Raw genomic sequence first — 14,721 nt, 5'->3', positions numbered from 1 at the left:
GGCAGACTCCAGCCCATGCCCCGTAAAACCTGGCGCGCCGCGCTTGCTGCCTATGCCAGCCCTTCGACGCTTGTACTGTTATTGCTGGGTTTCGCCGCCGGCTTGCCCTACATGCTGGTGTTCTCGACGCTTTCGGTCTGGTTGCGTGAAGCCGGTGTGGCGCGCGAAACCATCGGCTACGCGAGCCTGATCGGCCTGGCGTATGCCTTCAAATGGGTCTGGTCGCCCCTGCTCGACCAATGGCGCCTGCCGTTGCTCGGCAAACTCGGCCGACGCCGTTCCTGGCTGGTGTTGTCGCAAGGGCTGGTGATTCTCGGCCTGGTCGGGATGGGCTTCTGTGACCCGCAAAAGCATTTGTCCTGGCTGATCGCCATCGCGGTGGTCGTCGCCTTCGCCTCGGCCACGCAAGACATTGCAGTGGATGCCTACCGCCTGGAAATCGCCGACGACAGTCGCCAGGCGGCGCTCGCCGCCAGCTACATGTCCGGTTATCGCATCGCGGCGCTGCTGGCCACGGCCGGCGCGCTGTTCTTCGCCGAAGGCTTCGGCTCCACCGGCTTCAACTACAAGCATTCGGCCTGGGCCGGCACTTACCTGCTGTTCGGCGCCTTGATGGTCCCGGCACTGCTCACCTCGTTGTTCATGCGCGAACCTGCCGTACCGCTGCGTACGCAACTGCAAGCCGGGCGCTACAGCTTCGTCCATCAACTGGCCTCGGTGTTCGTCCTGATCGTGCTGCTGGTGTCCGTGCCAGCCATGTTTACCCAGCTGTACAACACCGACTTTGCCAGCGTGCTGTTCGAAGGCGTGAGCCTGCTCGACCTGCTGCTCGAAGACCGCGCGTTCCTGCGCGCCATCCTCTACACCACGCTCACCGCCCTGTGCCTGTCGGCCATGGGCCGCCGGGGCCTGGCGCCGGTGCTGACGCCGGTCAACGACTTCATCCTGCGTTATCGCTGGCAAGCGCTGCTGCTGCTGGGGCTGATCGCCACCTATCGGATGTCCGATACGGTGATGGGCGTGATGGCCAACGTGTTCTACATCGACATGGGTTTCACCAAGGACCAGATCGCCAGCGTCAGCAAGATCTTCGGCCTGATCATGACCCTGGTGGGCGCCGGCATGGGCGGCCTGCTGATCGTGCGCTTTGGCATCCTGCCGATCCTGTTCATCGGCGGTGTCGCGTCGGCGGGCACCAATATATTGTTCCTGATGCTCGCCGACATGGGCGCCGACCTGAACATGCTGATCCTGACCATTTCCCTGGACAACTTCAGCTCGGGCCTGGCGACCTCGGCGTTCGTCGCCTACCTGTCGAGCCTGACCAACCTCAAGTTCTCCGCCACCCAGTACGCCCTGCTCAGTTCGATCATGCTCTTGTTGCCGCGCCTGATCGGTGGTTATTCGGGGGTCATGGTAGAGAAGTTTGGCTATCACAATTTCTTCCTGATCACCGCCCTGTTGGGCGTTCCGACGCTGCTGCTGATCGCCCTGCACTGGTTCCAGGAGAACCGTCGCGCCGGTCCGACACCAACGCCTGAACCGGTTCCGACCCAGGTCGTTGAAGAATCCTAGGAAACACCCGCAGAATTCCTACAGAGGACGGAGTCAATTCCGTCCTGCTGCCACCGCACCGACCGCACGCCTGTACGCCAGCGGAACTCGCCCGTACAATGCTCCGTCATTTCTCGTCATCAGCAATCGATAACGGCCAACCATGCGCACCAGTCAATTTTTGCTTGCCACACAGAAAGAAACGCCTTCCGACGCGGTCGTGATCAGCCATCAGCTGATGCTGCGCGCCGGCATGATCCGCAAACTCGCCTCGGGCCTGTACACCTGGCTGCCGATGGGCTTGCGAGTGATGCGCAAGGTCGAAGCCGTCGTTCGCGAAGAAATGAACGCCGCCGGCTCGCTCGAAGTGTTGATGCCGAGCACTCAACCGGCTGAGCTGTGGCAGGAATCCGGGCGCTGGGAAGAGTACGGCCCTGAATTGCTGCGCTTCAAGGATCGCCACGGTCGCGATTTCTGCGCAGGCCCGACCCATGAAGAAGTCATCACCGACCTGATGCGCAACGAGTTGAGCAGCTACAAGCAGCTGCCGATCAACCTGTATCAGATCCAGACCAAATTCCGTGATGAGATCCGTCCACGCTTCGGTTTGATGCGCGGCCGCGAGTTCATCATGAAGGACGCCTATTCGTTCCACGCTGACCAGCCTTCGCTGCAGGTTACGTACGACCGCATGCACCAGGCGTACTGCAACGTGTTCACCCGCCTGGGCCTGAAGTTCCGCCCTGTGGAAGCCGACAACGGCTCCATCGGCGGCGCCGGTTCCCACGAGTTCCACGTGCTGGCCGAGTCCGGCGAAGACGATATCGTCTTCAGCAACGGTTCCGACTACGCGGCGAACATCGAGAAGGCCGAAGCCGTGCCACGCGAATCCTCGCGCGCCGCTGCGACCGAAGAACTGCGCCTGGTCGACACGCCCGACACCAAGACCATTGCCGCGCTGGTGGAAAAATTCAATCTGCCGATTGAGAAGACCATCAAGACCCTGATCGTGCATGCCGAGGAAGAAGGCAAGCTGATTGCCCTGATCATCCGTGGCGATCACGAACTTAACGAAATCAAGGCGGCGAACCAGCCAGGCGTGGCCAGCCCGCTGGTCATGGCCAGCGATGCCGAACTGCGTGACGCCATTGGCGCCGGCGCCGGTTCCCTGGGCCCGTTGAACCTGCCGCTGCCAATCATCATCGACCGCTCCGTCGAGCTGATGAGCGATTTCGGCATCGGTGCCAACATCGACGACAAGCACTACTTCGGCGTGAACTGGGAACGCGACCTGCCAGTACCGACCGTGGCCGACCTGCGTAACGTGGTCAGCGGCGACCCAAGCCCGGATGGCAAGGGCACCCTGGAAATCAAGCGCGGCATCGAAGTCGGGCACATCTTCCAGCTGGGCAACAAGTACAGCAAGGCGATGAAGTGCGAAGTGCTGGGCGAAAACGGCAAGCCGGTCACCCTGGAAATGGGTTGCTACGGCATCGGCGTGTCCCGCGTGGTCGCGGCTGCCATCGAGCAGAACAACGACGACAAGGGCATCATCTGGAGCGACACCCTGGCGCCCTTCCAGGTCGCCCTGGTGCCACTGCGCTACGAAACCGAACTGGTTCGCGAAGCCACCGACAAGCTGTATGCAGAACTGACTGCCGCCGGCTTCGAAGTGCTGCTGGACGACCGCGACAAGAAAACCAGCCCGGGCATCAAGTTTGCGGACATGGAGCTGATCGGCATTCCTCACCGGATCGTGGTCAGCGACCGCGGTCTTGCCGAAGGCAACCTGGAGTACAAGAGCCGTACCGAGGCCGAGCCGCAAGCGCTGCCGGTCGCCGACGTGCTGCCTTTCCTTCAGGCCCGTATCCGCCGCTGAAACCAGATAGAGACGTCATGTTCAAGCGAAACACCTTAGGCCTCGGTGGTGCCGCCCTGTGCGGCGCCCTGCTGGTCAGCGGCTGTGCCAATCACATGTCACAACGCAGCGAGCACGAGGAACGTGTCGAGCGCAAACTGCTCGATCACAGCCTGCAGATCGATGTTGGCGAGCCCAAGGTGCTTGAGCTGCCGCAACGCCGGGTGAAAATCCACGAGCAGAAGACTTTTGAAGTCACCGAGTTCGAGGTCACCCGTCATTACGATCGCTACACCCCGTACCAACCCTGGCGGGAGGTCTATGAGATCCCGCTGGGCGCGGTCGCGGTGGTGGCCGGTGTCGGCGCCAATGTGGCCAACGTGTTCGCCCTGGGCAATCTGCCAGACAGCATGACCCGGGACTGGTTCAGCTACGGCTTCGCCGGGCTCAACCCGTTCATGAACGTGCAGTCCCACGGACGCGCCCAGCAGAACCTGGCCGGCATCGACGAAGTCCAGCTCGACAAGCGCACGGAGTATTCGAGCCTGCCCTGGAGCGAGCGTCCGGTCGAAGTCAAGGCCGGCAAGGAAACCTTCGAGATGAGCACCGACAAGAATGGCGTATTGCGCCTGAACCTGTTGGACAGCCCGTTCGCCGAACATGACCTCAACCACCTGAGCAAGCTGCAGATCAACGTCCAGGACGCCAAGGACGATGTGCACAGCGATTCGTCGCTGGCCGTCAGCAGCACCTTGCGCGGCAAGTTGCTCGAAGCCCACGGGTTGATTTACGACGACCTTGAAGACGACGAAGTGAGCCAGTGGGTGCACCGGGTCAAGCGCCTGTCGGAGCTGGGCCTGGAAGAAGAAGCCACCGAGCTGGAACAAAGCCTGATCGAGCTGACCCGCAACGATCCGGAGTTGCAGACCGAATTCCTCAAGTCCCTGACCAAGGATGCCGGGCGACTGGTGGCGGCGGATCCGCGACCGAACTGAGGCGCCTGTTAAAAGATCGCAGCCTTCGGCAGCTCCTACAGGGGGTCACATTCCCCTGTAGGAGCTGCCGCAGGCTGCGATCTTTTGATTTTTAACGCTCAAACAACTCCATTTGCTCGAACCCACCCCGCAGATCCTCCAGCCTCACCCCCACCCCCAACAACCGCACCGGTTTACCTCCACGGTTGAACGCCTGGGTCAGCAACAACTGATAACTGCCCAGATCCCGCCCTGCCCCGGCCTGCTCCAGCGTGGTCTGGGTGAAATCATGGAACTTCACTTTGACGAAGGGTTTGCCCGGCCGATAGCTGCTGTCGATTCGCGCCATGCGCGATGCGAGGGTTTCCAGCAGTTCCGGCAGTTTGTCCAGGCAGCTGCGCAGGTCCGGCAAGTCGACGTCGTAGGTGTTTTCGACACTGATGGACTGGCGGCGACTGTCGTTATGCACCAGGCGATCATCGATCCCACGGGCCAGGCTCCAGAGTCGCTCGCCAAAACTGCCGAATTCGCGCACCAGCGCCAACTTGTTCCACTCGCGCAGTTGCGAGCAGTCGACGATGCCGAGCTTGCCCAGCCTGTCGGCGGTGACTTTACCCACCCCGTACAACTTACTCACCGGCAAGCCGCTGACAAACGCCTCGACCTGATCCGGGGTGATGACAAACAAGCCGTTGGGCTTTTTCCAGTCGCTGGCGATCTTGGCCAGGAACTTGTTGGGCGCCACCCCGGCAGAGACGGTGATGTGCAACTGATTGGAGACGCGCCGGCGAATGTCCTGGGCAATGCGCGTCGCACTGCCGCCAAAATGCGCGCTGTCCGACACATCGAGGTAGGCCTCATCCAGGGAAAGCGGCTCGATGATCTCGGTGTAATCGCGAAAGATCGTGTGAATTTCCCTGGACGCTTCTCTATAAGCTTCCATGCGCGGCTTCACGATCGTCAGGTCCGGGCACAGCTTCAAGGCATGCCCGGAGGACATGGCCGACCGCACGCCATAGGCCCGCGCTTCATAGTTGCAGGTGGCAATCACCCCGCGCCGGTCCGCCGACCCGCCTACCGCCAGGGGTTTTCCAGCCAGGCGCGGGTCGTCCCGCATCTCGATGGCGGCGTAGAAACAGTCACAATCGACGTGGATGATCTTTCGCTGGGTCATTTCAACGCGGTGTTCATGAAGTAGAAATAGCGTCACGCGGTGTAGGAAAAACAGTATCTCACTGACAACTGTATATAGCACCAGTACCCGGACGGATCTTTTTCATTCGTTGGAACCGGCCAGAAATTTATTTTCTCAATCGAGAAGTTCACTCCAATAGAGCCGCAGCCCTTGCCATGCCTGCCTCTCAGGCCTCCAGAGTGCGGCAATTTACAGCTAAGCGATTGAACAGGAACAGGTTTTATCAAAATAGCAGGTTGACACACCCGCGTATTTCTATAGAATGGCCAACACAGACGCGGGATGGAGCAGTCTGGTAGCTCGTCGGGCTCATAACCCGAAGGTCGTCGGTTCAAATCCGGCTCCCGCAACCAAACATCAAAAAAGGCTACTCGAAAGAGTGGCCTTTTTTGTGCGCGTCAGTTTTGTCATCGGCATGCCACAACTCGCAGCACGCTATTATCAAAAATCGTTCAGATTCCGAAACTTAAGTCACCTCCTCCCCTGTTTTGCCCTTTCTCACACTTATTTGACCCAATTGGGTATTAACGGTTGACACCCCGGCGATTCTCTATAGAATGCCGCCACACAGACGCGGGATGGAGCAGTCTGGTAGCTCGTCGGGCTCATAACCCGAAGGTCGTCGGTTCAAATCCGGCTCCCGCAACCAAACATCAAAAAAGGCTACTCGAAAGAGTGGCCTTTTTTGTATCTGTTGAAAAAGTCCTTTCGCAACAATGACCTGTCACTCTTCAGTGAGCCCTCCGGGTCACCGATTCACTGAGTTCCGACTATGCTCAATCCCAGGCTGAGCCCTCTACGACTGTCGACGAACCGTTACCGGGACTCGGTGCCAGGCGTTAATATTTGTGATTATTTTTTTCTACAGGGATTGGTAACTTGGCTGGATACCCCCATCCTGTCGCGCACAATCCAAGAGGTGATTGATGCGCGCCAACTCGTCTGATCCACAAGACACCGTCACAGCGACACAACCGATCAAGGCGCAACGCCTGCGCTTGCTTGATCGAATCAGCAAATATCGCCAACCCATCGGCCTGGCGGTCACCCTGTTGTTGTTCACCATCGCGCTGATTGCCTGTCGTCACCTGTTGAGCGAACTCGACCTGAACGCGTTGCACGACTCGATCCTCGAGGTTCCGCAACCGGCACTGCTGGGCGCGCTGGGCGCTACCGTCGTCGGTTTCATCATCTTGCTGGGTTACGAATGGTCCGCCAGCCGCTACGCCGGCGTGAGCCTGGCCCCGCGAACCCTGGCACTGGGCGGTTTCACCGCTTTTGCCATCGGCAATGCCATTGGTCTTTCGATGCTGTCCGGCGGCTCGGTTCGCTATCGCCTGTATGCGCGCCATGGCCTTGGGGCGACCGAAGTCGCGCGCATGACACTGTTCGCCAGCCTCTCGCTCGGCTGCGCCCTGCCCCCGCTCGCCGCGCTGGCAACACTCAGCGACCTGCCCGACGCTTCCGCCGCCCTGGGGCTTTCGCAAGTCTTGCTGGGCACCCTGGCGACGGCTGTGTTGCTGCTGTTCACGGTACTGGCCATCGGCATCTACCGCCGTCGCCTGCCGGAACAACCCTACTCCGACAACCTGCTGGTCAGGATCGGCCGCCGCACCTTGCGCCTGCCCGGGCGCCGCCTGACCTTCCTCCAGCTGATCATTACCGCACTGGACGTGGCCGCCGCCGCCACCGTGCTCTATCTGTTGTTGCCGGAGGCGCCGCCGTTCGGCGCGTTTCTCCTGGTTTACCTGCTGGCCCTGGCCGCTGGCGTGCTCAGCCATGTGCCGGGCGGGGTCGGCGTGTTCGAAGCCATCTTGCTCGCGGCCTTCTCCGACACACTCGGCGCCGCACCACTGGCTGCCGCCCTGCTGCTCTATCGCCTGATCTATGTGGTGCTGCCGATGCTGGTGGCCTGCCTGTTCCTGCTGATCAGCGAAGGCCAGCGTCTGTTCCAGACTCGCCAGACCCTGCGCGCCGCTTCCGGCCTGGCCGCGCCTATCCTGGCGGTGCTGGTCTTCCTGTCCGGCGTGGTCTTGCTGTTCTCCGGCGCGACTCCGGAAATCGACACGCGCCTTGAACACATCGGCTTTCTGATCCCGCACCGCCTGGTCGACGCTTCGCACTTTGGCGCCAGCCTGATCGGCGTGTTGTGCCTGTTGCTGGCCCAGGGCCTGCGTCGTCGCCTGTCGGCGGCGTGGATGTTGACCACCATTCTGCTGCTGGTCGGCGCCCTGCTCTCCCTGCTCAAAGGGTTCGACTGGGAGGAAGCCACTCTGATGGTGCTGACGGCGAGCCTGCTGGGGGTTTTCCGCCGCTCGTTCTATCGCCCCAGCCGCCTGACCGAACTGCCGTTCTCGCCCCTTTACCTGGTGGCCAGCGTGTGCGTGCTCGGCGCCTCGATGTGGCTGCTGCTGTTCGCCTATCAGGACGTTCCGTACAGCCACCAACTCTGGTGGCAGTTCACCCTGGATGCCGATGCCCCCCGTGGCTTGCGCTCGCTGCTCGGCGCGGCGGTCCTGCTGGTGGTGGTGTCCCTGACCTGGTTGCTGCGCACCGCTCGCCCGGTGATCCACCTGCCGACACCCGATGAGCTTGCGCGCGCGAGCAAGATCCTCATGGCCTCCGCCCAGCCGGATGGCGGCCTGGCCCTGACCGGCGACAAGGCGCTGCTGTTCCACCCCAACGACGAGGCGTTCCTGATGTACGCCCGCCGCGGCCGCAGCCTTGTCGCACTATATGACCCGATCGGTCCGGGGCAGCAACGGGCGGAAATGATCTGGCAGTTCCGCGACCTGTGCGACATCCATCACGCCCGCCCCGTGTTCTATCAAGTGCGCGCGGAGAACCTGCCGTACTACATGGACATCGGCCTGACCGCGATCAAGCTTGGCGAAGAGGCCAGGGTCGATCTCGTGCGCTTTGACCTCGAGGCCAAGGGCAAGGAGATGAAGGACCTGCGCTACACCTGGAACCGTGGCACCCGCGACGGCCTGTCGCTGGAGATCCATGAACCGGGCCAGGCGCCAATGGAAGAGCTCAAGGTGATTTCCGATGCCTGGCTGACCGGCAAGAACGTGCGCGAGAAAGGCTTCTCTCTCGGCCGCTTCAGCGACGATTACCTCAAGCACTTTCGCATTGCAGTGATCCGTTTCGAAGGACGCCCGGTGGCGTTCGCCAACCTGCTCGAGACCTACGGTCATGACCTGGCCAGCCTCGACCTGATGCGCGCACACCCGGACGCCCCCAAGCTGACCATGGAGTTCATGATGGTCGGCCTGATCCAACATTATAAGAGTCACGGATACGCGCGCTTCAGCCTGGGCATGGTGCCGTTGTCGGGGTTGCAACCCCGGCGTGGTGCACCGCTGACCCAGCGACTGGGCTCGATGGTATTCCGCCGTGGTGAGCAGCTCTACAACTTCCAAGGCTTGCGCCGCTTCAAAGACAAGTTCCAGCCTGACTGGGAACCCCGTTATATGGCCGTGCCCGCCGGACTCGATCCGCTGGTTGCCTTGGCCGACACTGCCGCCCTGATCGCGGGCGGCTTGACTGGATTGGTGAAACGCTGATGATTCAACGCTCCCTGCGCTATGTACTGGGCACCCTGGTAGTGGTTGCCCTGATTCTCGGTGGTGGCTACTGGTACCTCAAACGCCCGGCACCGGAACCGACCCTTGAGCAATTGACCCCGAACGACGGCGCCGCGATGACCCGGGTTATCCCTGGCACCACGGCAAAGGCTCAGGTGTTGGTGGCGGTCAATGAAGAACAGAAACTCAGCGACAAGCAATTGCTGACCCTGAGCCGCAGCGGTTCGGCAGAGATTGTCCAGGTGATCCTGCCCAAGGACTGCCTGCTGCAAAGCCGTGCCTTGCAGTCGGGCCTGCGGGAACTGAAAGGCCCGGCCACGCTGGTCAGCGGCATCGGCCCGGGCGCGGTGCTGGCCTGGCGCTGGTTGTCCGAGCAGAAGAACGACAAGGCCCAGGCCGTGTCGGTGGACCTGGCCCTGGAAAAACCCGGCTGCACCCACCTGCTGCCGAAAAGCGCCGCCCATGGCCATTGGCTAGTGGCGTGGAACGACAACCCGGACGACACCAGCGCCGGTTTCGTGCGCGACCAGCCCAACGCCGAAACCAGCATCAGCGACTACGACATCAACCTGCCGCAAGTGCTGAACAACGAACTGCGCAAACTGCTGGTCGGTGGCGACAAGGACGCGGGCGGCTTGCAGATTCCAGTGGTAGAAGTGCCCGCCGGCCAGGCCAAGGACACCGTGACCCTGTTCCTGTCGGGTGATGGCGGCTGGCGCGACCTCGACCGCGACGTGGCAGGCGAAATGGCCAAGATCGGCTACCCCGTGGTCGGCATCGACACCCTGCGCTACTACTGGCAGCACAAGAGCCCCGAGCAAAGCGCCCTGGACCTCGCCGAGCTGATGCAGCACTACCGGCAGAAATGGGGCACCAAGCGCTTCATCCTGACCGGCTACTCGTTCGGCGCCGATGTGCTGCCAGCGATCTACAACCGCCTGGCAGAGTCCGAGCAGCAGCGCGTCGACGCCATTATCCTGCTGGCCTTCGCCCGCACCGGCAGCTTCGAGATCGAAGTCGAAGGCTGGCTCGGCAACGCCGGCAAAGAAGCCGCCACCGGCCCGGAAATGGCCAAGCTGCCCGCCGCGAAAGTGGTGTGCATCTACGGTGAAGAAGAAGTGGATGAAAGCGGCTGTACCGACAAGACCGCCGTGGGCGAAGTCATCAAATTGCCCGGCGGCCACCACTTCGACGAAAACTACCCGGCCCTGGCACAGCGGTTGGTGGATGTGATCCAGAAGCGCCAAGCGCAGGAAACAGAAGCTCAGGAATGATCTGAGCCGCACAAAAAAGCCCCCGCAGCCTTTTGGTTGCGGGGGCTTTTTTATGGATGCGTGATGTCCCCAAAAGATCGCAGCCTGCGGCAGCTCCTACAGGGGAATGTGTACACCTGTAGGAGCTGCCGCAGGCTGCGATCTTTTGATCTTACATCTCCACCTGCGTCCCCAACTCAATCACCCGGTTCAACGGCAGATTGAAGAAGCGCAAATTGCCGTTGGCGTTCTGCAACATGAACGCGAACAACCCCTCGCGCCAGCGGGCCATGCCTTCGAGCTTGGAGGCGATGACCGTCTCGCGGCTGAGGAAGTACGTGGTGCGCATCGGGCTGAAATCCAGTTCATCGAGATGACAGAGTTTCAGCGCCTTCGGCACGTCAGGCTCGTCGGTGAAACCGAAATGCAGGATCACCCGGAAGAAGCCTTCGCCGTAGGATTCGACCTCGAAGCGCCGGCTCGCCGGCACGCGTGGAATATCCTCGTAGACAACGGTCAGCAACACCACCTGCTCGTGCAGTACCTGGTTATGCAACAGGTTGTGCAACAGCGCGTGGGGCACAGCGTCCGGTCGCGCGGTGAGGAACACGGCCGTGCCCTGCACGCGATGCGGTGGTTGCACGGCGATGCTGCTGATGAAAATCTCCAGCGGCAAGCCACCCTCGTCGATACGCTCCACCAGCAATTGCTTGCCGCGTTTCCAGGTAGTCATCAGCACGAACAGCGCGATACCGGCGATGACCGGGAATGCCCCGCCCTGGACGATTTTCGGCACATTGGCGGCGAAGTACACCCCGTCCACCAGCAGGAAACCCAGCAGGATCGGCACCGCCAGCACCGGCGGCCACTTCCACAGCAGCAGTATCACCGCCGACACCAGGATACTGGTCATCAGCATGGTCCCGGTCACCGCTACGCCATAGGCCGAGGCCAGGGCACCGGAGGATTCGAAACCCAACACCAATAGCACCACGCCAACCATCAACGCCCAGTTCACCGCACCGATGTAGATCTGGCCCTGTTCGGCGCTGGAGGTGTGCTGGATGTGCATGCGCGGAATGTAGCCGAGCTGGATCGCCTGACGGGTCAGAGAGAACGCTCCGGAAATCACCGCCTGGGAAGCGATCACCGTGGCCAGGGTCGACAGACCGACCAGCGGAATCAATGCCCAGCTCGGCGCCAGCAGATAGAACGGGTTGCGCGCGGCTTCCGGATCGCCCAGCAGTAGCGCCCCCTGGCCGAAGTAATTGAGCACCAGCGCCGGCAGCACCAGGATGAACCAGGCGCGGGCAATCGGCTTGCGGCCGAAGTGGCCCATGTCGGCATACAGCGCTTCGGCACCGGTCAGCGCCAGCACGACCGCGCCAAGGATCGCCACGCCCATGCCCGGGTGCACGACGAAGAAGCGCACGCCCCACGCCGGGTTCATCGCCTGCAACACTTCCGGGTGCTGGATGATCCCATGGACACCCAATGCCCCCAGCACCACAAACCAGGTGACCATGATCGGCCCGAACAGGATGCCGATGCGCGCGGTGCCGTGGCGCTGGATCAGGAACAACGCCACCAGCACGATCAACGACAGCGGCACCACCCAGTGGTCGATGCCGTCGAATGCCAGCCCCAGGCCTTCAATGGCCGACAGTACAGAAATCGCCGGGGTGATCATGCTGTCGCCATAGAACAGCGCCGCACCGATCAGTCCGCAGACCACCAGGATCGTGCGCAATTTCGCGTGCCCTGCTGCCGCCCGCCGGGCCAGCGCGGTCAAGGCCATGATCCCGCCTTCACCCTGGTTGTCGGCGCGCAGGACAAACATCATGTACTTGATCGACACGACCCAGATCAGCGACCAGAAGATCAGCGCCAGAATCCCCAGCACGCCGTCATGGTTGACCGGTACGCCATAGCCCCCGGAAAAGACTTCCTTGAGGGTGTACAGCGGGCTCGTGCCGATATCGCCATAAACCACCCCGACCGCCGCGACCAGCATGCCAATAGGCTTGGCCGCCGTATGACCGGCACCCTCAGCCTGACTACTTGCCTGACCCATCCACCACTCCTACTACCCAGACCCGGGCTTCTGTGAAGAAGCACTATGCTTTGTCATGCAGCATGCGCTGTTTTACTTGCTGTTACAGACGTTTTGTTGACTGTAAAAAATCGGTAAAGCCCAACGGCGCGAAGCATAGCGCAGCACTCGTCGTATTTCCCTGCATAAAGCTGGTCAAGTGAACGTCTCATCGCTAGAATTGCGCACTTTTTGATCAGAGGCGCAGTTCAAGCGCCCGTCCGTCGGTTTTGCCCAACCCGGCAAGCGGCGTCACAAAACACCGAGGTTAGACATGTCCACCACTCCTGCGCCGGCCAATCCAAAGGTTGGCTTCGTATCACTGGGTTGCCCGAAAGCACTGGTCGACTCCGAGCGCATCCTCACCCAGCTGCGCATGGAAGGCTATGACGTGGTGTCAACCTATCAGGACGCCGATGTCGTGGTGGTCAACACCTGCGGCTTCATCGATTCGGCCAAGGCCGAGTCCCTGGAAGTGATCGGCGAAGCCATCAAGGAAAACGGCAAGGTCATCGTGACCGGCTGCATGGGCGTCGAAGAAGGCAACATCCGCAACGTGCACCCGAGCGTGCTGGCCGTGACCGGCCCGCAGCAGTACGAGCAGGTGGTCAACGCCGTGCACGAAGTCGTGCCGCCGCGTCAGGATCACAACCCGCTGATCGACCTGGTGCCGCCGCAAGGCATCAAGCTGACCCCGCGCCACTACGCCTACCTGAAGATTTCCGAAGGCTGCAACCACAGCTGCAGCTTCTGCATCATCCCGTCGATGCGTGGCAAGCTGGTCAGCCGTCCGGTCGGTGACGTGCTCGACGAGGCCCAGCGCCTGGTCAAATCCGGCGTCAAGGAACTGCTGGTCATCTCCCAGGACACCAGCGCCTACGGCGTCGACGTGAAGTACCGCACCGGCTTCTGGAACGGCGCGCCGGTGAAAACCCGCATGACCGAACTCTGCGAAGCCCTCAGCTCCCTCGGTGTCTGGGTGCGCCTGCACTACGTCTACCCGTACCCGCACGTCGACGAGCTGATCCCGTTGATGGCGGCCGGCAAGATCCTGCCGTACCTGGACATCCCGTTCCAGCACGCCAGCCCGAAAGTGCTCAAGTCGATGAAACGCCCGGCGTTCGAAGACAAGACCTTGGCGCGGATCAAGAACTGGCGCGAAATCTGCCCGGACCTGATCATCCGTTCGACCTTCATCGTCGGCTTCCCCGGCGAGACCGAAGAAGACTTCCAGTACCTGCTGAACTGGCTGACCGAAGCCCAGCTCGACCGCGTCGGCTGCTTCCAGTACTCGCCGGTCGAAGGTGCACCAGCCAATGACCTGGATCTCGAAGTGGTCCCCGACGACGTCAAGCAGGACCGTTGGGAGCGCTTCATGGCGCACCAGCAGGCCATCAGCTCGGCGCGCCTGCAAATGCGTATCGGCCGTGAAATCGAAGTGCTGGTTGATGAAGTCGACGAGCAAGGCGCGGTCGGCCGCTGCTTCTTCGATGCCCCGGAAATCGACGGCAACGTGTTCATCGACAACGGCAGCAACCTGAAGCCAGGCGACAAGGTCTGGTGCAAAGTGACCGATGCCGACGAATACGACCTGTGGGCTGAACAGATCTAAACGCAAAAAATACGGAAAGCCCTGCTCTCTTGAGAGATGCGGGGCTTTTTTACGGCTATCGTTTGGTGAGGAACGGATTCTCATCTCCAACAACCCAAGGGGCAGGCTGGCATGCGCCAACATTCGGTCATTCACACACCGAAACAAAGCGACTACGAAGAATTGACCAGGGTCTGGGAGGCCTCGGTCCGCGCCACCCACGACTTTCTGCCGGACAGCTATATCGAACTGTTGAAGAACCTGGTGCTGACCCGCTACCTCGACGCGGTGATGCTGATCTGCACCAAGGACTCGCAGCAACGAATTACCGGATTCGCCGGAGTCGCGGCGGGCAAGATCGAGATGCTTTTCATCGACCCGGCGCATCGCGGCCAGGGTCTGGGCAAACGGTTACTGCGTTATGCCCTGGAAAACCTCAACGCCGATCAACTGGACGTCAACGAACAGAACCCGCAAGCCCTGGGGTTTTACTTCAAGCAGGGCTTCGAGGTCATCGGTCGTTCGGAGGTCGATGGCATGGGGCAGCCTTATCCGTTGTTGCATATGCGTTTGCGGCAGGCTCAACAGCTGACGCGCAACGGCTGACACAACAC

General features: G+C 61.3%; 9 protein-coding genes and 2 tRNA genes. 9 read left to right on the top strand and 2 right to left on the bottom strand.

From position 1 onward, the window contains the following. Positions 1–15: 15 nt before the first annotated feature. The 3 genes from ACM6I6_RS09460 (at position 16) to ACM6I6_RS09450 (ending at position 4,407) form a co-directional block, all read left to right on the top strand. On the top strand, positions 16–1,575 hold the full coding sequence (locus tag ACM6I6_RS09460; protein ID WP_274073325.1) for an AmpG family muropeptide MFS transporter: 1,560 nt from the start codon (positions 16–18) through the stop codon (positions 1,573–1,575). A gap of 142 nt (positions 1,576–1,717) precedes the next feature. After that, positions 1,718–3,433 (top strand): proline--tRNA ligase, encoded by a 1,716-nt coding sequence (locus ACM6I6_RS09455; RefSeq protein ID WP_274073324.1) that lies wholly within the window; start codon positions 1,718–1,720, stop codon positions 3,431–3,433. 17 nt (positions 3,434–3,450) lie between these two features. Further along, positions 3,451–4,407: a hypothetical protein gene (locus ACM6I6_RS09450; RefSeq protein WP_274073323.1), complete on the top strand. Its 957-nt coding sequence runs from the start codon at positions 3,451–3,453 to the stop codon at positions 4,405–4,407. 91 nt (positions 4,408–4,498) lie between these two features. Here ACM6I6_RS09450 and dinB read toward each other — a convergent pair whose 3' ends face one another. Continuing rightward, entirely contained in the window at positions 4,499–5,560 is a 1,062-nt protein-coding gene (dinB, locus tag ACM6I6_RS09445; protein ID WP_414919799.1) for a DNA polymerase IV, read from the bottom strand. A gap of 297 nt (positions 5,561–5,857) precedes the next feature. On the opposite strand from dinB, the gene ACM6I6_RS09440 reads away from it, so the two are divergent. From ACM6I6_RS09440 to ACM6I6_RS09425, 4 genes are all read left to right on the top strand, one after another. Then, positions 5,858–5,934: transfer RNA gene (locus ACM6I6_RS09440), tRNA-Met, on the top strand. 219 nt (positions 5,935–6,153) lie between these two features. Next, positions 6,154–6,230, top strand: a tRNA-Met gene (locus ACM6I6_RS09435). A gap of 277 nt (positions 6,231–6,507) precedes the next feature. Then, on the top strand, positions 6,508–9,150 hold the full coding sequence (gene mprF / locus ACM6I6_RS09430; protein ID WP_414919798.1) for a bifunctional lysylphosphatidylglycerol flippase/synthetase MprF: 2,643 nt from the start codon (positions 6,508–6,510) through the stop codon (positions 9,148–9,150). Then, positions 9,150–10,445, top strand: coding sequence for an AcvB/VirJ family lysyl-phosphatidylglycerol hydrolase (locus tag ACM6I6_RS09425; RefSeq protein ID WP_414919797.1), 1,296 nt, complete (start codon positions 9,150–9,152; stop codon positions 10,443–10,445). Before mprF ends, ACM6I6_RS09425 begins: the two co-directional genes overlap by 1 nt. Before the next feature lie 151 nt (positions 10,446–10,596). Here the strand turns inward: ACM6I6_RS09425 and ACM6I6_RS09420 are convergent, their stop codons facing one another. Continuing rightward, positions 10,597–12,498 (bottom strand): potassium transporter Kup, encoded by a 1,902-nt coding sequence (locus tag ACM6I6_RS09420; protein WP_274073319.1) that lies wholly within the window; start codon positions 12,496–12,498, stop codon positions 10,597–10,599. A 292-nt stretch (positions 12,499–12,790) separates the two neighbouring features. Between ACM6I6_RS09420 and rimO the strand changes: the two genes are divergently transcribed. Both rimO and ACM6I6_RS09410 read left to right on the top strand, forming a co-directional pair. Continuing rightward, positions 12,791–14,128 carry a 30S ribosomal protein S12 methylthiotransferase RimO gene (gene rimO / locus ACM6I6_RS09415; protein WP_414919796.1) on the top strand — a complete coding sequence of 446 codons (1,338 nt, stop codon included), beginning with the start codon at positions 12,791–12,793 and terminating at the stop codon, positions 14,126–14,128. A gap of 111 nt (positions 14,129–14,239) precedes the next feature. Then, positions 14,240–14,713 (top strand): acetyltransferase, encoded by a 474-nt coding sequence (locus tag ACM6I6_RS09410; protein ID WP_274073318.1) that lies wholly within the window; start codon positions 14,240–14,242, stop codon positions 14,711–14,713. The last annotated feature ends 8 nt before the right edge of the window (positions 14,714–14,721 follow it).

The organism is Pseudomonas sp. IT-P218, assembly GCF_949767605.1.
GTDB lineage: Bacteria > Pseudomonadota > Gammaproteobacteria > Pseudomonadales > Pseudomonadaceae > Aquipseudomonas > Aquipseudomonas putida_AE.
Note: the sequence above shows the minus strand (reverse complement) of the source record. Positions and strands in the feature narration are given on the sequence as shown.